Below are 16,801 nucleotides of genomic sequence, written 5' to 3'. Positions count from 1 at the left end.
GTTGTTTTTTTTTTTTTAGTACTTGGTTTTTACCTCCCCCACACCCGGCGGGCGGCGGGGGGGGGCGGCGGGGGCGGCCCCCCCCCCCCGCACCTCATTCAGCTGTCCGTCCGGTCATCACCCGGAACGCCGTGGGCGTCCGGACGGCTCAGTACCAGCCACCGGTGGTGGTGATGGTCTGGGTGTTCATGGTGGACCCGCCGCAGTTGACGCTCACGTCGAAGCAGGTCATGTCGCAGTACATGAGGCCGGCCTCGTCGGCGGTCGGCAGCATGTCCAGGGCGGAGACGTTCAGCTCCATGGCAATTCCCTTCCCTATGGTGGTGAGCGGGCGGCCGCCTCGCGCGGCGCCCCATTTCACGGCCGGTCCCGGAGCGAATCCGTACCGGCCGAGCCGGTGAGCTACGCGCCTGGTCCGGCGCGCAGGAAGCCGACGACGCGGTCCAGGGCCACGGTGTCGCGGACGTCGTGCTGCAGGTCGTGGCCCCCGCCGGGGACCTCCAGATAGGCCGGTGCGGCGCCCTCGGGCCACCGGGCCGCGCGCAGGCGCGCGTACAGACGGCGGGAGTGCTCGACGGGGATGATCGGGTCGTCCTCGCCGTGCACGATGAGCAGCGGCAGCCGCATGCGGCCGGCGAGCCGCAGCAGGTCGCGGGGGCCGAGCTCGTCGTCGATGTCGGTGCGTCCGCCGAGCCGGTCCAGCAGGGCGCGCACCGGGGGCGGACCGTCCTCGTACAGCTGCCGTCCGGACAGGAAGGGCGCGACGACCGCGGCGCTGGACCAGAGGTCCGCCTGGGCGGCGCAGGCCAGCAGCGCGAGGTACGCGCCATAGCTGGCCCCGTACAACATCGGCCGCGGTTCGCCGGGGCCGCGGGCGCCGGCCAGAGCGCGGCCGAGGGCGAGGACGTCGGCGAGGTCGGGGCCGCCCCAGGCGTCGCGGATGGCGTCACGGTGGGCGGCTCCGTAGCCGGTGCTGCCGCGCTGGTTGGGCGCGACGACGGCGATGCCCGCCCCGGACAGGCGCTGGAAGAGCGGTTCGTGGGCGAACCGCCAGGCGGCCTCGGGGCCGCCGTGCAGCGCGACCACCACCCGGCGACTGGCCGCGGGATCGCCGTACACGATCGCCTCGATCGGCCCCGCCGCCCCCGGCCAGGACAGCACCCGGGCCGGGGACGGCCGGATCGCCGCCGGCGGACGCGACACGGAACAGCCGGCGAGGTCGACCAGGCCGGCAGGGCGGTCGGGCGCACTGTGGACGAGGTGCAGGCCGCCGGTGTTCCAGCGGGCGGCCGGATGGATCACCCCGGCGGGCAGGCCGGCCTCGGCGCCGGCGTCCTCGGCCAGGTCGTGCAGGACGAGGTGGGAGCGGGTGCGGCGGTTGACCGCGAGGGCCAGCCGCCGTCCCGAGGGGTTCAGCGCCAGCGGCGTCACCTCGCCGTCGAAGGCGTTCAGCCGCTCGGGGTGGCGGGTGGGCCCGTCGTCGTCGCGGTCGCGGACGCCCAGGCGGTACGCGCCCTCGCGGCGCACGGCCGTCAGCAGCACGCCCGCGCCGGGCGCCGCCAGCAGGACGTACTCGTCGCCCGCCGGGCCGGGCAGCGGGGTGAGTGCGCCGTTCGAGGTGTCCAGGACCACGGTGGCCGGCCCGGTCCCGGCCCTGGTCAGGGCGAGCCGCCGGCCGGCCTCGTCGAGCCAGATCCCACCCCTGACCGGGTGCGGCGCCGTGGCGATCCGCTCCGGGCGTTCCGCCCGCCCGGACAGGCGCCACACCGAGGTACGCCCGTCGGCGCCGGTGGCCAGCACCAGGGCGGCGGTCCCCGGAGCCACGCCCGCCACGACCCTGACCACGCCGCCGCGGAAGACCGCCAGCTCCTGTTCCTCGGCGTCCCCGTCCTCGCGGGGCGGCGCGGTGACCAGCGTCAGGCGGTGCGCGTCGGCCCCGGCGCGGCACAGCAGCACGTCGCCGCCGTCCGTGGGCGTCGGCACGCTCGTCGAGGTCTCACCGGCGCGGGTGCGGAGGGTGCGCGAGCGTGCTCCGGCGACGTCCCATACCTCCGGGACGAGGTGGCCGCGGCCCCGCCGGGCGAGGCAGGCGGCGTACCGGCCGTCCCCGGAGAACCGGAAGTTGATGCGGGTGACGTCGGGCAGGTGGCCCTCCTCCGCGGCGGTGTTGCTCATCGGGCGTGCCCCCCCGGGAACGCCGTCCGCCGTCCAGGGGCGGGGCCCGCCGTGCCGGAGCCTGTCCAGGAAGCTCAGGACGCCCGCCAGCCCGGTGTTCCAGCCGACGCCCGTCGCCGCCCCTCCCTCGTCCGGCGTCACCAGCGACCCGCCGCGCACGACGGCACGGCTCCACAGGACCGCGGCCAGTTCCTCGGCCTGCGCCCGGTAGCCGGGCTCGTCCAGGAAGCCGGCCAGGTCGAGCAGGAACTGCCCGTCACCGGCCAAACCGTGGCAGGCCGAGGTGCCCGAGGCCAGGCGCCGGGCGTACACGGTGGCGGCGGCGCCCTCGGCGGCCTGCCGGAATCGCGGGTCGCCGGTGGCCACGTGCAGGCGGACGAGGAACGTCCCTATCCCCGACGATCCGCTGCACCAGTGAGGAATCCCGCCGCCGCCGCCGGGAGAGTCCGGCCACCAGGCCGTCCCGTCGCGGTGTTCCGCCGCGGCCAGCAGCGTCTCCCCCGCCGCCACGGCGGTCTCCAGGCAGTCCGCGCGATCCAGCGCGGCGCCGGCGGCCAGCAGGAACGTCGCGATCCCCGCGACCCCGTGGGCGAAGCCGTAGTGCACGAGGCCGGCCAGCGTGGAGTCAAAGTCGCCGGGGACGGGCCACAGCACCTCACCGGCGGTGTGCCGGGCCGCCTTCAGCAGGGCGTCGGCGCACTCACCTGCGCGCTCGCCGAAGCGGGCCTCGCCCGTCTCCCGCCAGAAGTGCAGCAGGGCCAGCCCCGTACCGGCCAGGCCGTGGCACACGTCCGGGTTCGGCCAGGTCACCGGCAGGGTGAGCGCCATCTCGACGCCCGCGGCGCGCACGGCGTCGTCACCGAGCCGGCGTCCCGCCTCGAACAGGCCCCAGGCGATGCCGGCCCGGCCGAAGTACAGGCCGGGGGACGGCCGGTGTTCACCCTCCAGACGGCGGATCGTCCAGGCCGCGGCCTCCCGCAGGACCGTGCCGGCGTCGGCCCGCGCCTGCGGGGTGAGCGCCCGGTCATCCGCCCGGAGGACGGACGCCAGCAGGTGGAGCACCCCCGCCGAGCCGTACTGGACGGCACACGGATCGGCCGTCGCCCCGAACCCGGAGGCGGGCCACAGGGCGCCCGCGGGGCCGGGGGCGGCGAGCGCCTCCGGCGACATCGCGTGCCGCAGGTAGGCGATGCCGTCCCGGAGGAGGCGATCCTGCCCGGACACGTCCAGGCGGCGGACGTCGGCCGCCACGGACGGCACGTCGCGTCCGGACATCTCGGCCAGGAACTCCTCCGCCCGGCGCAGGTCCCACCGCTCCTCGGGGTGCTCCGCCATCAGGCCGAGCAGCAGGGGCGCCATCGCGGTCGCCACGGGATCACCGCCGACGGCGACGCCGACCAGCGTGGCCAGCCGCGCGTCCCGTGACCGCCCGCCGGGGGGCTCGTCGTCCAGCAGCATCGGCGTGGACGCGGTGCACAGGTGGTACAGCGTCGCGCCCAGCGCGTACAGGTCGACGGCGCCACCGGGCGCGGGCGCGTGCACGGCCGCGGCCCGCTGCTCGGGAGCCGCGTAGCCCGGCGTGAAGCTCCGCTGGACGGCCGTACCGGGGACGGCGGCCAGTTCCAGGTCGATCAGCCGGCATTCGTGCTCGGGGGTGATCATGACGTTGTTCGGCGTCAGATCGCGCAGCACGTACCCCTGGCCGTGCACGGTGGAGACCAGCGCCACCAGGCTTCTGGACAGGCGCAGGACGACCTCCAGCCACGCCGCGTCGGAACCGGCGCGGCGGTGCTCGCCGGCCCAGGTGCTCAGCGCGGTCCCGGGCAGCAGTTCCTGCGCCAGGAACAGGTTGCCGTCCTGCTCGAAGAGAGCCACCTTGCGCGCCGTGACGCCCGGCGGGGCGAACAGGTCGAGCATGTGCGCCTCGTGACGGAGCAGGTCACGCATGTCGCGCCCGTCGATCGACGCGCCGAGGTGGGGGCGGGCCTGCTTGATGACCACCTCTCCCCCCTCGTGCCGGTCCTCGGCCAGGAACACACCGCCCTTGGCGCTGTGCCGGATGGCCTTGCGCACCACGAACCGGCCGGCGAGCAGCACCTGCTCCGGGCGGGCCGCCCGCGACGGCGCCTGTTCCGGCTCGAAGGGGCACGCCGCCCACGCCGGCGGGGAGTACCACGCCTCACGCCGGTCGATCTCCTTGGTGCCGTCGGGCGCGGTCAGCCGGGAGACGTAGGTGCCGTCGTGGCCGAGTTCGCTCGGGGCGGCGAACACCCCGTAGCGGTAGTGGACGAGACTTCCCGTCCGGTAGGCGCGGTCGGACAGGATCGGCGGCCCGCTCAGGGCGTAGGTGGCCGCGTGCAGATCCTCGGCGATCGCCGCGGCGGCCCGGTCGTCCGGCGGGTACACGGTGACGAACTTGCCGACCGAGCCGCGCGGGGTCTCACGGGAGAGGAGTCCGGTCACCTCCTGAAGGCCGGAGGCGAACTTGAACGCGCACCGGTGGCGGCTCAGCACGCCGACGACCCGGGTCAGCACGAGGGGCGCCGACAGCGGGGTGGCCGACACGTGCAGCTTCCAGCCCTGCGCCCGCTGGACGGAGTCCGCCGGGGTCACGTAGGTCCACGGAGTGCCGGGGTGGATCTCCCAGCCGGCGATCGCCGCCTGCCCGGTCGGCTGCTGCCCGGTCGCCCGTGCCAGTGCCGCCCTGGCGACGTCCTGGAGCAGGAAACGATCCCCCTCGGGGCGCTCTCCGTTGTCCATGGGCTCACTTCCGTCCTCACATCTGTTCACTCGACCTGGGAGGAAGGTATGGCGACGAGTTGTGGCCGGCTTGTGGCCGGGCTCGGCGGCCTGGGCCGTCGGGGTCGTCCAGGGCGGCCAGTCGCCACAAGTGATTCCAAGGTTCTGCGGGCCGCCGCGGACGGCGGCCGGGAAGGCTCAGCTCAGGGCCGTGGTGAGGGTGTCCGGAACCGACGGAAGCCCGCGCGCCGGGATCGGCGCGCGGGCTTCACTGTCAGGCGGGAGACGGCGGAACCGTCACCGCCGGATGGAGGCGCCTTTCCGGCGCCGCGGCCGTCAATACACGTCGAACATCACCAGCCCCTCCACCACGGTCCTTCCGCAGCCGGTGAACCCGCAGCTCATCATGCAACCGGAGAGCTGGGCTTCCTCCTGGGCGGGCAGCATGTCCAAGGCGAAGATGTCGAGTTCCATGCGGACGACTGTTCAGCACCCACCTTGTGGCTCACATGTGGCCACCTGCGCCTCGCGGACGGCTCACTTCTCGGCGATGAACCCGTGGTACCGGCCCATCCAGTACGGAAGCAGGTACGAGGTGCCGTCGTTCTCGCCGTAGCCGTCGCCGCCCTGGTCCAGCTTGTACGGGTCGTGGTTCCAGTGGCTGATCACCCGCTCGTCGATCGGCAGCACGGTGCCGCTGCGGAGCATGCCGAGCTTCTTCGGGTCGGCGTCGGGCCGGATGTGCCGGCCGAGGTTGACGATGTCGAGGCGCTGGCTGTTGCTCTGCTTCCAGTCGATCATGTTGATCGGGAAGCGCTTCAGGGTGTCGATCGACTGCTGCAGCCAGGGCCCGTTCATCTCCAGGGGGAAGGGGCCGTAGGCGTCGGTCCAGACCTGGTCCTTCAGGGTGACGCCGGCGATGAAGTTGAAGAACGGGTTGAGCTCGTACTGCTCCTGCTGCCAGTAGTCGTAGAGGGAGCGGGCCCAGGTGGCCTTCAGGCCGGCGTCCTGCTCGTAGCGGAGCAGGTGGTAGTAGTTCATGAAGGCCATCTCGTCGTCGGACTGGTTGCCGCCGCCGACGCCCGGGGTGATCTTGGGCTGCTGGGTGTTCAGGTCGTAGCCGTGCTCGTCGATGAGCTTGGCCTTGGCCTGCGCGTATTTTTCTGGATTTTTCGCGACATGTTGGGCGATGGTGAGGAAGGTAATGATCGTCTGGCTGTTGAGGCCGCGTTCCTCCCTCCGCCACGGGTTGCCGTTGAGCTCCTTCGGGTTGAAGAAGCCCCAGCGGGTGGGCTTGCCGTCATGGTCGACCAGCGAGAAGTCGTGGTCGATCAGGTGGTCGGTGAGCCTGGTGACGACCCCCGCCACCTCGTCCTTCTCCGCGCCGGTCGCGACCAGGTCGTAGTAGAGCGCGTAGAGGAAGTAGTGGCCGACCAGCTCGTCCGAGCTGGCGTCGGTCTTCCAGAACCACTTGCCGTCGGCGCTCTTGGGCCAGCGCGGGACCAGGATCTTCCAGTACGCGTCGCCCTTCTGCTTGTCGCGGTCGTGCTGCTCGTCGTCCTTGATGTTGGGGTCGGTCGCCGTGGTCTCCAGGATCGTGCGGGCGATGAAGCCCTTGGGCGCCGGGTTGGTGCCCGCCTGGGTGACGTCGCCGAGGAACTTCAGCGCCTCGAACGCCTTGCGCGCGTTGGCCTTGGCCGTGCCGTCCTTGGTGGCGGCGTACCTGAACGCCTCGGCCGCGCCGTACATGCCCGTCCAGAGGCCGTCGTTGTCGCTGGCGCCCTGGCCGTACTGGGTCAGGTCGCCCGGCCTGGCCAGCCCGATGCCCTCGACGAAGCCGTACGGGGTGCGCTTGTGCCGGGCGTCGATGGCCTGCTCGTAGACGGCCGCCTTGTCCTCCAGCGTGGTACGGCGGGCCTCGATGACGCCGGCGGCCGTGGCGGTGCCGAAGTAGGCGTTGGCGTTCTTGTCCACGGCGATCGCGGCGACCGTGTCGTCGGGCAGCCAGCGGCGGCCCTGCCGGTACTCCCAGGTGACTCCGTCGAAGTGCACGGCGCCCTTGGCCGTGCCGAGCCAGACGTCGCCGCCGGCGCCGGGGGCGATCGCGGTGAAGCCGAGCATGGGCAGCCCTTCGGCGGGGCCGTACTGCTTGAGGGTGGCGCCGTCCCGGAGCGTGAGGCCGGTGGGGCCGGCCAGCCAGAGGCGGCCCTTGGAGTCGTAGGCCAGGTGGGTGGTGCCGGGGGCGGGTGAGATCTGGCCCCACGACCGGCCGGTCTGCTCGAAGACGCCGGTGGCGGTGGCGACGGCGACGGCCCCGGATCCGGCGCGGGCGGCGGCGGTGGCCTGTCCGGGCAGCCGGTCGGGACGCCACGAGCCGCCGGGGCCCTTGCGGTAGAGGCGGTCGCCCTGGACGAGGATCACGTCGTCACCGCCGAGCAGCAGGGCCGTGGCCGGATCGACGCCCGGCGGCAGCCGATCGGCGCCGCCCTTGGCGGGGTCGGCCCGGTCGTCGCCCTCCCCCGCCTGCCGGCCCGCCTTCGCCGCGTTCCTGATCGTCAGCAGGCCGCCGGCGGTGAGGGCGACGAGGTCGTCGCCGCGCCAGACGACCTTGTGGGCGGCGGTGGCCGACAGGGAGGTCCAGGCGCCGGCGGCGTACAGCGCCAGGCCCTTGTCGTGGGCGGCGGCGACGACGCCACCAGGGCCGGCGGCGAGTGCGGTGATCTTGCCTGGCAGAGCCGGCAGCGTGGCGCCGACCTGGAGGACGAAGGGTTCGACGACCGTGGCGGCCGACGCGGGTGCGGCGGTGACGGCCGGTCCCGCGCCGAGCGCGACGGTCGCGGCGAGCAGGAGGTTCTGGAGTCGTGCCATGGGGTTCCTCCGGATGAGGGGGCTGCGAGATACAGTAAAGAGTCTTTATTGCATCCGGGCAAGAGTCTTTACTAGAATTCGGGCCATGTCCCAGCATGCGACGCTCACCACCCTGCGCGAGATCAACGCATCCGTGGTCCTGGAGGCCATTCGAGCCGACCCGCCGATCTCACGGGCCGAGGTGAGCCGCCGCACCGGCATGACCAAGCCGACGGTGGCCAACGCCCTCGACCTCCTCGCCTCCGCCGGTCTGGTCCGCCAGGCCGAGCCACCCGGCGAGATGCATTACGGCGCCGTCTACTTCGAGCCGGTCCACACCCTGGCCCACGTCCTGGCCCTGGACATCGGCACCCGCTTCGTCCGCGGCGCGCTGTGCGACCTGCGCGGCACGATGCTGGCCAGGCACGACGAACGCATCGACGACTCCGACCCGGCGACGATCCTGCGCGCCGCCGTGGCCGTCCGCGACACCCTGTCCCCCGGCGGCCCGGCGGCGCGGAGCGGGGGGATCGAGCTGGTCGCGGCCGGGGTGCCGGGCGTGGTGGACCCCGAGGAGGGGGTCATCCGGCAGAGCAACCGGCCCGCGCTGGAGGGCATGGCGATCCGGTCCGGGCTGGAGGCCGCGCTCGGCGTGCCCGCCGAGGTCGAGACCGACGTCAACCTGGCGGTCATCGGCGAGCACGCCCTGGGCGCCGGGCAGGGGGTCGCCGACTTCGCGTTCCTGTCCATCGGCGCCGGCGTCGGGGCCGGGCTGATCCTGGGGAACCGGGCCCATCGAGGGCATCGCGGGGCCGCCGGCGAGGTCGACGACCCCGCGCCCGGCGAGGACGAGCTGCCCGACAGCCCTTCGGGGGACGCGCTGATGAAATGGGCCCGCGCCTGGATCGCCGCAGGTCTGCGCGACGGCGACACCGCGCTGCGGCTCGACGCCACCCCCGAGGCCATCTTCGCCGCCGCGTCCAGGGGAGACGGGCTGGCCTCGGCCATCGTCGCCGAAGAGGCCCGGCGGATCGCGCTGCGGATCGCCACCATCTCCCGGGTCGCCGACGTCGAACTGGTCGTGCTCGGCGGGGGCATCGGGCTGGCCTGCGCGAGCATCCTGCCGGAGATCAGCGCCGCGCTGGCGGGCATGCTGCGCCACCCGCCCACCGTCCAGGTCTCGGCGCTCGGCAACGCCCCCGTGCTGACCGGCGGCCTGGCCCACGGCACGCGCCTGCTCAGGGAGTCGGTCGCCACCCGCCGCATCTCGGCCGCGGCCAAGGTCTCAGGGGCGGCGAAGGCCGCCGGTTCCGGGGCGGAGGCCCGATGAAGGTCACCGTCGTCGGGGGCGGCTCCACCTACACACCCGAGCTCGCCGGCGGCCTGGCCGCCCTGGAGCTGGACGAACTCGTCCTCATGGACCCCGACCAGGAACGCCTGGCCGTCGTCGGCGGCCTGGCCACCCGCATGCTGCGCGGCAGGGCGGGACGCGTCCGGCTCACCACCGTCCTGGACGACGCCGTCGAAGGCGCGGACGCCGTGCTGCTGCAGTTACGCGTCGGCGGCCAGCGAGCGCGGCACGGCGACGAGACCTGGCCGCTGGAGTGCGGCTGCGTCGGCCAGGAGACCACCGGCGCGGGCGGCCTGGCCAAGGCCCTGCGGACCGTTCCCGAAGTGCTGCGCATCGCCGAACGGGTCCGCGTCCTCGCCCCCGCCGCCTGGCTGATCGACTTCACGAACCCCGTCGGGCTCGTCACCCGCGCGCTGCTCGACTCCGGTCATCGGGCCGTCGGCCTGTGCAACGTGGCCATCGGGTTCCAGCGGCTGTTCGCCCGGCTGCACGGCTGCGCGCCCTCGGAGCTCACACTGGGACATGTCGGGCTCAACCACTTGTCGTGGGAGCGTTCGGCGTGGGTGGACGGGGTCGACGTGCTGCCCGGGCTGATCGAGCGGCACGTCGCCGAGCTGGCCGGGGAGTGCGAGCTGCCCGCCGAGCTGATCACCGCGCTGGGCGTCGTGCCCTCCTACTACCTGCGCTTCTTCTACGCCCACGACCAGGTGGTGGCCGAGCAGCTCGGACGTCCGACGCGGGCGCAGGAGGTGCTGGAGCTGGAGCGGCGGCTGCTGGCGATGTACCCGACGCTGGACGACAAGCCGGAGCTCCTGGAGCAGCGGGGCGGCGCGTTCTACTCGACGGCCGCGGTCGACCTGCTCGCCTCGCTGCTCCATGATCGGGGGGATGTCCAGGTGGTCAACGTCCGCAACGAGGGCACCTTGCCCTTCCTGCCCGCTTCGGCGGTGATCGAGACGCCGGCGCGGATCACCGCCGCCGGTGCCGTGCCGCTGGCCGTGCCGGCGGTGGAGCCCTTGCAGGCGGGGCTGATCGCGCACGTCAGCGCGTACGAGGAGCTGGCGGTGCGGGCGGCGGCCTGCCCTGACCGGGCGCATGTGGAGGCGGCGCTGCTGGCCCATCCGCTGGTGGGGCAGTACGACCTGGCGCAGGAGCTCGCCGACCGGCTGCTCGCGGCCCACCAGGTCTGGGCCTCGTGACCGGGGCTGCGGTCCTGGCGATCGACGCGGGCAACAGCAAGACCGACGTGGCGCTGGTCGGCGCCGACGGCGAGTTGCTCGCCTGGGTGCGCGGCGGCGGGTTCCAGCCGCACGGGCCGCGGCTTCCCGCCGCGATCGGCCTGCTCGCCGACCTCGCGGCGGCGGCCGCACGGCAGGCGGACCCGCACCGGGAGAGCGCCCGCGGCGGGTTCGCGGCCGAGCGGGTGTCGGCGTTCCTGGCGCACTGCGACCTGCCGGTCGAGCAGGAGATCCTGCAGCGGGCCGTCGAGGCGCGGCGGTGGGCGCCCGAGGTCACCGTGGACAACGACACCTTCGCGATCCTGCGGGCGGGGGCGGGCGTGCCGTACGGCGTGGCGGTGGTGTGCGGCGGCGGGATGAACTGCGTGGCGCGCGGCCCCGGCGGCCAGGTCGCGCGGTGGCCGGCGCTGGGACGGCGCTCGGGCGACTGGGGCGGCGGGGAATGGCTGGGCGAGGAGGTGCTGTGGTGGGCCGTGCGCGACGAGGACGGCCGCGGACCGCGCACCCTGCTGCGCGAGGCCGCGGCCGCCCGCTTCGGCATGCCGGACGTCACCTCGGTGTGCGTGGGCTTCCACCTCGGACACCTGCCCGAGGAACGGCTGCACGAGCTGGTGCCGGTGCTGTTCGAGGTGGCGGGACGAGGGGACGCCGTCGCCGTCTCGCTGGTGGAGCGCCTGGGCGACGAGGTCGCCGCCTGGGCCGGCGCGGCGATCGAGCGGCTGGACTGGGGCGAGGTGAGCGTGCCCGTCGTGCTCGGGGGCGGGGTGCTGACCGGCCGGGACGCCCGGCTGCTGGCCCGGATCGGCAAGGGGCTGCCCGGGGTGGACGTCCGGGTGCTGGACGCGCCGCCGATCGTGGGGTCGGCCCTGCACGGGCTGGACCGCCTCGGCGCGACGTCCGAGGCGGTGGAGCGGCGGCTCAGAGCCGGATTCGCCACTCGGCGGCCGTCATTCCCATGAACACGACCGAGTCCTCCCGCTTGAGCTCGGTGAAGCCGAGCTTGGCGTAGAACGCCACGGCCCGGGTGTTCCGCGCGGAGACGCCCAGGTGGACGCCCCGGGAGCCGCGTTCGTCGAGGGCCTGGAGGAGCGTGGCGATCAGCCTGCTCCCCCAGCCCGCGCCCTGCAGGCGGGGCAGCAGGTCGATGTGCAGGTGCGAGGGGTGGCCGGCGACGACCTCGGCGGGGGCCGGGCGGGGGGCGGCCAGGTGGTCGGCCAGCCAGCGTTCGGGCTCGGTGACGTGCCGGTACCGCGCGCGCAGCGCCGGCCACCACAGGCGTTCGCAGTCGGCCTCGAAGGCCCGCGTGTCCAGGGCCCCGAGCACGTATCCCCCGGGCCCGCCCGGCCCGTCGCCGGAGCCGTCGTCGAGCACCCAGGCCAGGGACGGCTGCAGGGCCAGGTAGGGGCCCACGTAGACGTCCGCCAGCAGGTGTGGCGTCGGGTAGACGGCTGAGGCGTCCTGGCCGTCGAGGCCGGTGCGCAGGCAGACTTCGTACAGAGCCGGTTCGTCGCCCGGTCGGTATGTCCTGATTCTCATGAGTCTAGTAAAGACTCTTGCCTAGATGAGATAAAGACTCTTTACTGTCTTCATGAAGTCAGCAGGCTTTGCGGTCCGCGGGGTCATCGAAGGGTTCTACGGCCGCCCATGGAGTCACGAGCAGCGGCTCGACCTGCTCGGCTTCCTCGGCGCCCGGGGCATGAACACCTACGTCCACGCTCCCAAGGCCGACCGGCCGTCGTGGCGGGAGGCCGGCGTGCAGGGGCTGGGCGAGCTGGCCGCGCGCGGCAGGCAGGCGGGGGTGGACGTCATCCACTGCCTCTCGCCCGGCCTGTCACTGCGTTACTCCGACGCCGGCGACGTCCAGGCGTTGTGCGTGGCGTTCGAGCGGGCCATGGAGGCCGGGGCCGCAGGCGTGGGGCTGCTGCTCGACGACATCCCCCTGCGGCTGCGGCACCCGCGGGACGCCGCCGCCTTCGACGACCTCGCCGCCGCGCAGGTCGCGCTCATCGAGGCCGTCTTCGCGCGCACCGGACGGCTGATCGTCTGCCCCACCGTCTACTGCGGCACCGGCGACGACCCGTACGTACGGGCCCTCAGCCTGATCGACGCCCGGATCGACCTGTTCTGGACCGGCCGGAGCATCTGCTCGGCCACCATCGACCTGGCCGACGCCGCCGCCGTCACCCGCACGCTGAACCGGGCCCCGCTCTACTGGGACAACTACCCGGTCAACGACGTCGCGATGGGCCACGAGCTGCACATCGGCCCGTACCGGGGCAGGGACCGGCACCTGTACCGGTTCGCGACCGGTGTCGTGGCCAACGGCATGGAGCTCTACGAGTCCTCGAAGATCGCCTTCGCCACGGTCGCCGACTACCTGCGCGACCCGGAGGGCTACGACCCGGAGGAGAGCTGGCAGCGGGCCCTGGCCGACGTCGTCGGAGACGGCGCGGATCTGGCCGCCTACCGGCTCTTCGCCGACAACGTGCGCGGCTCCTGCCTGGAGCCGTACGACGCGCCCAGGCTCACGGGGGTGCTGGAGCAGTGGGCGTTCGAGCGCGAGTCCGGCGACGCCGTGGCGGCCGACCGGCTGCTGGCCGAACACGCGCGGGAGCTGCTGGCCGCGGCCGAGCACCTGCTGCGCGGGCCGGTGCGGCGCAGCGCGCTGGTGGCGGAGGCCCGGCCCTGGCTGGAGGAGTTCGAGCGGGGCGCGCTGGCGCTGCTGGCCACCGCTCGTCAGAACGTACGACCGCACCCCCGTCGCCCCGCACCCAAGCGGGTGTTCGGCGACTGTCTCGAGGAGTTCTCATGGTGAACAGGACGGCCGGGGCGCTCGCCCTGATGCTGCTGGTGTCGGCCTGCGGTGGCGGCGGGCAGAGCGCGGCCACCGACAAAGTGTTACGGATCGCGATGAGCTCCCCCGGCGAGGAGCAGATCAAGGTGTGGAAGGACGTCGCGGCCCAGTACGAGAAGACACACCCGGGCGCCAAGGTCGAGCTCAACTTCCAGGAGGACGACCTCTACCAGACCATCGGCCTGCAGAACCTGCTCAACGGCCGGCAGGCGCCCGACGTCTACTTCGAGTGGGCGGGCGACCGCCTGCGCACCCGGGTCAAGGACGGCTTCGCCGCCGACATCTCCTCCCAAGTCACCACAGGCCCCCTCAAGGGCCTCATCCCGGACGAGGCGTACAAGCGCACCACGGTCGACGGCAAGACGGTCATGGTGCCGTTCGCGGCCGACGTCACCAACGTCCTCTGGTACAACACCAAGATCCTGGCCGACGCCGGCGTGCGACCGCCCAGGACGTTCGAGGAGCTGCTCACGGCCTGCGACACGCTCAACGCCAGGGGCGTCACCCCGATCGCCTCGGGCAACAAGGACCTGTGGGCCGCCGGCAACTGGCTGTCCCACCTGGTCTCCCGGGTCGTCGGCGAGCAGTCCTACCAGGACGTGCTGTCGGGCAAGTCCCCCATGACCGACCCCGCCTGGGAACGCGCGCTCGGCTACGTGGCCCAGCTGCACGACCACAAGTGCGTCAACAGCAGCGCCAACGCCGCCAACGACAACGAGGGCGCGCAGCTGTTCTTCCAGGGCAAGGCCGCCATGCACCCGATCGGGGCGTGGCTGGTCAGCTGGGCCCTGGACGAGGCCCCGAAGCTGGACTTCGACTACGTCAACCTGCCGGCGATGACCGGCGGCGCCGGCGACCAGGACAGCGTGATCGGCGTCGTCACCGGCTACGTGATCAACGCCAGGAGCAAGAAGGTCAAGGAGTCGGCCGAGTTCCTGGCGCTGCTGAACTCCCCCGCCAACGCCGCCGCGTTCGTCAAGGCGGGCACGGTGCCCCAGGCCAGGGCGGAGGGCGCCGGGCAGATCGACGCGCGCACCACCCGGCTCAACGACCTGCTGGCCGACGCCAGAACCGTGGTCTCCCCGCCGGACACCGGCTATGACCTCAAGCGCGCCGACGCGCTCTACCGCGCGCTGGCCGCGGTGCTCGGCGGGGTGAAGTCTCCCAAGGAAGCGCTGGCCGTCGCGGGATGAGACGCAAGCTCACGCCGTACCTGTTCGCCGCCCCGGCGCTGCTGGTGTTCGGCTTCGCGGTGCTGGTGCCCGCGCTGGCGACCGGGGCGTTCAGCCTGACAGAGTGGACCGGTTTCGGGCCGATGGAGTTCGTCGGCCTCGACAATTTCCTCAGAGCAGCCCAGGACACGATTTTTCTGGATTCGTTCGTCCATGTCGGCATCTACATTCTGGTGACCATCGTCCTGGAGGTCGCCGTGGGCCTCGTCCTCGCCGGGCTGCTGGTCACCCGGCGCGGCGGGGCGCCCTGGTTCCGCGTCGCCCTCTTCACCCCGGTCATGTTGCCGATGGTGGTCGTGGCCGTGCTCTGGGCGTTCGTCTACAACGCCGACTTCGGCCTGGTCAACGCGCTGCTGGAGCTCGTCGGCGTGCCGGGCGGGGTCTGGCTGGGCGACGAGAGCACGGCGCTGCTCGCCGTCTGCGTCGTCTCCGGCTGGGTGTACGCCGGCTTCTACATGGCGATCTTCTACGCCGCCTTCGCCCAGATCCCGTCGGACGTGGTCGAGGCCGCCCGCCTCGACGGCGCCGGTGAGCCGGCCATCTTCCGCCGGATCAAGGTGCCGATGATCAGGGACGCGGTCGAGGTCTGCCTGCTGCTCTGCGTCACGGGCGGCTTCCAGACGTTCGACCTGTTCTACGTCATGACGGGCGGCGGGCCGTACAACGCGACGGAGATCCCCACCACCTACCTGACCCGGGTGGTCTTCCGCGACGGCGAGGTCGGCTACGGCTCGGCCATGGCGGTGCTGATGACCGCGGCCGTCGTGCTCATCGGGCTGGCCTTCATGCGCCTGCGCAGGAGGTCGGCCCGATGAGAAGGCTCTCGACCGTGCTGCTGGCCGTGGTGTCGGCGGCGTTCTTCCTGCCGCTGCTGTGGATGGTGGCCTCCAGCTTCAAGTCCAACGCGCAGATCTTCGCCGACCCGTTCGCCCTGCCCGAGGCGCTGGACTTCGGCCGCTGGGCCGAGGCGTGGGAGGTCGGCGGCATCGGCGGGTACGCGCTCAACAGCGTGATCGTGACCTCGGTGTCGGTGTTGCTGATCCTGGCGCTGTCGTCGGCGGCGGCGTTCGCGTTCAGCCGCTTCGACTTCCGCGGGCGCGGGCTGCTCATGGGCCTGCTGGCGCTCGGGCTGCTGCTGCCGCTGCAGTCGTACTTCATCGCCCAGAGCACGATGTTCACCGAGCTGGCGCTGAGCGACACCCGGTGGGCGCTGATCATCCCGTACACGGCCATGGGGCTGCCGCTGGCCACGTACCTGATCAAGGTCTACCTGGACGCGCTGCCACGGGAGCTGTTCGAGGCCGCGCACATCGACGGCGCCTCCGACCTGCGGGTCTACCTGCTGATCGCGCTGCCGCTGCTGCGGCCGGGGCTGGCGACCGTGGCCGTGTTCTCGGCGCTGTCCTGCTGGAACGAGTTCCTGCTGGCCCTGCTCTACATCCAGGACGACTCGCTCAAGACGATCCCGACCGGCCTGCTGGCCTTCTCCAGCCGCTACGTGACCGACTACGGCCTGCTGTTCTCGGCCCTGTCGATCATCACCCTGCCGATGATCGCGGTCTACGTGGTGTTCAACCGTCAGGTGGTGAGCGGCATCACGGCGGGCAGCCTGAAGTAAGCCCGGCGCCGTTCGCCGTCAGGAGCTCTCCCCGGTGATGCGCAACGCGAAGTCCGCGTAGGTGTCCGCGACTTCGTACGGTTCGTACGGCAGGGCGGAGTCGTACCAGTTCGCCACGCGCATCCCCATCCCGCTGATCGCGGTCACCGCGAGAAAGGCGTCGGGCACGGCGAAGACGCCCGCGGCGATGCCCTCGTCGATGATGTCGATGAGCAGTTGCCGGCCGGCCGCGCGCAGCCTGAGCGCGGGGCCGGCCAGCTCGGGAGACAGGGCGTGCAGCTCGTTGTCGGCCACGACGGCCAGCATGGGGAACTCCGCGTGCGCCAGGACGTGGGCGCGGACCACCCGGCGCAGGCGCGACGCGGGATCCGCCGGGCCCGCCGCGGCCGCCTCGGTCAGCCGCCGGTGGTGCTCCTCGTGACCGATGCGCACCAGCTCCGCCAGGACGTTCTCCTTGGTCGGGTAGTGCGAGTAGAGCGTCGCCGAGCGGATCTCGCAGGCCACCGCGAGGTCGCGGATGGAGGTGCCGTAGAAGCCCCGCTCGGCGAAGAGCTGCAGCGCCTCGCGCAGGATCCGGCCGGAGGTGCCCCGGAGCAGGATGTGCTCGGGCAGCCGGATGTCGGAGGCGGCGATCCGGCGCTGGGTCGCCGGAGCCGCCGATCGGTCGTCAGTCACGCGCTCATTCTGCCAAGACGCCGCTCCGGCTGGTCTCCTCGCACGTCGGGACGCCGACGTGACCACGGCCGG

13 protein-coding genes are annotated in these 16,801 nt (G+C 72.9%); 7 read left to right on the top strand and 6 right to left on the bottom strand.

Annotated features, from left to right (window positions below; all coding sequences use genetic code 11):
• Positions 1-148: 148 nt before the first annotated feature.
• From ABZ459_RS49950 to ABZ459_RS49935, 4 genes are all read right to left on the bottom strand, one after another.
• On the bottom strand, positions 149-301 hold the full coding sequence (locus ABZ459_RS49950; RefSeq protein WP_357987662.1) for a hypothetical protein: 153 nt from the start codon (positions 299-301) through the stop codon (positions 149-151).
• A gap of 101 nt (positions 302-402) precedes the next feature.
• The gene (gene lanL, locus ABZ459_RS49945; RefSeq protein ID WP_357987659.1) at positions 403-4,935 is read right to left on the bottom strand and encodes a class IV lanthionine synthetase LanL; all 4,533 of its coding nucleotides are present in this window, start codon (positions 4,933-4,935) and stop codon (positions 403-405) included.
• A gap of 315 nt (positions 4,936-5,250) precedes the next feature.
• Entirely contained in the window at positions 5,251-5,388 is a 138-nt protein-coding gene (locus ABZ459_RS49940; RefSeq protein WP_357987656.1) for a hypothetical protein, read from the bottom strand.
• A 63-nt stretch (positions 5,389-5,451) separates the two neighbouring features.
• A complete protein-coding gene (locus tag ABZ459_RS49935) occupies positions 5,452-7,782 on the bottom strand; it encodes a hypothetical protein (RefSeq protein WP_357987653.1) in 2,331 nt (776 codons plus the stop codon).
• Between the two features lie 85 nt (positions 7,783-7,867).
• Here ABZ459_RS49935 and ABZ459_RS49930 point away from each other — a divergent pair, with 85 nt between their 5' ends.
• The 3 genes from ABZ459_RS49930 to ABZ459_RS49920 are packed head-to-tail and all read left to right on the top strand — an operon-like array spanning position 7,868 to position 11,309.
• A complete protein-coding gene (locus ABZ459_RS49930) occupies positions 7,868-9,091 on the top strand; it encodes an ROK family transcriptional regulator (protein WP_357987650.1) in 1,224 nt (407 codons plus the stop codon).
• Positions 9,088-10,311 (top strand): 6-phospho-beta-glucosidase, encoded by a 1,224-nt coding sequence (locus ABZ459_RS49925; RefSeq protein ID WP_357987647.1) that lies wholly within the window; start codon positions 9,088-9,090, stop codon positions 10,309-10,311. The genes ABZ459_RS49930 and ABZ459_RS49925 overlap by 4 nt, the downstream gene beginning before the upstream one ends.
• Positions 10,308-11,309 carry a BadF/BadG/BcrA/BcrD ATPase family protein gene (locus tag ABZ459_RS49920; RefSeq protein WP_357987644.1) on the top strand — a complete coding sequence of 334 codons (1,002 nt, stop codon included), beginning with the start codon at positions 10,308-10,310 and terminating at the stop codon, positions 11,307-11,309. Before ABZ459_RS49925 ends, ABZ459_RS49920 begins: the two co-directional genes overlap by 4 nt.
• Here ABZ459_RS49920 and ABZ459_RS49915 read toward each other — a convergent pair.
• Entirely contained in the window at positions 11,269-11,886 is a 618-nt protein-coding gene (locus ABZ459_RS49915; RefSeq protein ID WP_357987641.1) for a GNAT family N-acetyltransferase, read from the bottom strand. The two genes, ABZ459_RS49920 and ABZ459_RS49915, sit on opposite strands and share 41 nt — an antisense overlap.
• A 52-nt stretch (positions 11,887-11,938) precedes the next feature.
• Here ABZ459_RS49915 and ABZ459_RS49910 point away from each other — a divergent pair, with 52 nt between their 5' ends.
• Genes ABZ459_RS49910 through ABZ459_RS49895 form a run of 4 tightly spaced genes read left to right on the top strand, consistent with a single transcriptional unit; the run spans position 11,939 to position 16,054 of the window.
• The gene (locus ABZ459_RS49910; protein ID WP_357987638.1) at positions 11,939-13,165 is read left to right on the top strand and encodes a beta-N-acetylglucosaminidase domain-containing protein; all 1,227 of its coding nucleotides are present in this window, start codon (positions 11,939-11,941) and stop codon (positions 13,163-13,165) included.
• Positions 13,159-14,397, top strand: coding sequence for an extracellular solute-binding protein (locus tag ABZ459_RS49905; RefSeq protein WP_357987635.1), 1,239 nt, complete (start codon positions 13,159-13,161; stop codon positions 14,395-14,397). Before ABZ459_RS49910 ends, ABZ459_RS49905 begins: the two co-directional genes overlap by 7 nt.
• Positions 14,394-15,251, top strand: a complete 858-nt coding sequence (locus tag ABZ459_RS49900) for a sugar ABC transporter permease (protein WP_357987632.1) — start codon at positions 14,394-14,396, stop codon at positions 15,249-15,251. Before ABZ459_RS49905 ends, ABZ459_RS49900 begins: the two co-directional genes overlap by 4 nt.
• Entirely contained in the window at positions 15,248-16,054 is an 807-nt protein-coding gene (locus ABZ459_RS49895) for a carbohydrate ABC transporter permease (protein WP_357987629.1), read from the top strand. The genes ABZ459_RS49900 and ABZ459_RS49895 overlap by 4 nt, the downstream gene beginning before the upstream one ends.
• 18 nt (positions 16,055-16,072) lie before the next feature.
• Here ABZ459_RS49895 and ABZ459_RS49890 read toward each other — a convergent pair whose 3' ends face one another.
• Positions 16,073-16,729 carry a TetR/AcrR family transcriptional regulator gene (locus ABZ459_RS49890; protein WP_357987626.1) on the bottom strand — a complete coding sequence of 219 codons (657 nt, stop codon included), beginning with the start codon at positions 16,727-16,729 and terminating at the stop codon, positions 16,073-16,075.
• Between the last annotated feature and the right edge of the window lie 72 nt (positions 16,730-16,801).

The sequence above is a fragment of the Nonomuraea sp. NPDC005692 genome (genome assembly GCF_040631115.1).
Classification (GTDB): domain Bacteria; phylum Actinomycetota; class Actinomycetes; order Streptosporangiales; family Streptosporangiaceae; genus Nonomuraea.
The sequence above is the reverse complement of the archived record's forward strand: the minus strand, read 5'-3'. Positions and strand labels throughout refer to the sequence as shown.

What these genes read in the sequence shown, in the direction of transcription:
- ABZ459_RS49950 (WP_357987662.1), bottom strand. Translation starts at nt 301, where the DNA reads ATGGAGCTGAACGTCTCCGCCCTGGACATGCTGCCGACCGCCGACGAG.
- lanL (WP_357987659.1), bottom strand. Translation starts at nt 4,935, where the DNA reads ATGGACAACGGAGAGCGCCCCGAGGGGGATCGTTTCCTGCTCCAGGAC.
- ABZ459_RS49940 (WP_357987656.1), bottom strand. Translation starts at nt 5,388, where the DNA reads ATGGAACTCGACATCTTCGCCTTGGACATGCTGCCCGCCCAGGAGGAA.
- ABZ459_RS49935 (WP_357987653.1), bottom strand. Translation starts at nt 7,782, where the DNA reads ATGGCACGACTCCAGAACCTCCTGCTCGCCGCGACCGTCGCGCTCGGC.
- ABZ459_RS49930 (WP_357987650.1), top strand. Translation starts at nt 7,868, where the DNA reads ATGTCCCAGCATGCGACGCTCACCACCCTGCGCGAGATCAACGCATCC.
- ABZ459_RS49925 (WP_357987647.1), top strand. Translation starts at nt 9,088, where the DNA reads ATGAAGGTCACCGTCGTCGGGGGCGGCTCCACCTACACACCCGAGCTC.
- ABZ459_RS49915 (WP_357987641.1), bottom strand. Translation starts at nt 11,886, where the DNA reads ATGAGAATCAGGACATACCGACCGGGCGACGAACCGGCTCTGTACGAA.
- ABZ459_RS49910 (WP_357987638.1), top strand. Translation starts at nt 11,939, where the DNA reads ATGAAGTCAGCAGGCTTTGCGGTCCGCGGGGTCATCGAAGGGTTCTAC.
- ABZ459_RS49905 (WP_357987635.1), top strand. Translation starts at nt 13,159, where the DNA reads ATGGTGAACAGGACGGCCGGGGCGCTCGCCCTGATGCTGCTGGTGTCG.
- ABZ459_RS49900 (WP_357987632.1), top strand. Translation starts at nt 14,394, where the DNA reads ATGAGACGCAAGCTCACGCCGTACCTGTTCGCCGCCCCGGCGCTGCTG.
- ABZ459_RS49895 (WP_357987629.1), top strand. Translation starts at nt 15,248, where the DNA reads ATGAGAAGGCTCTCGACCGTGCTGCTGGCCGTGGTGTCGGCGGCGTTC.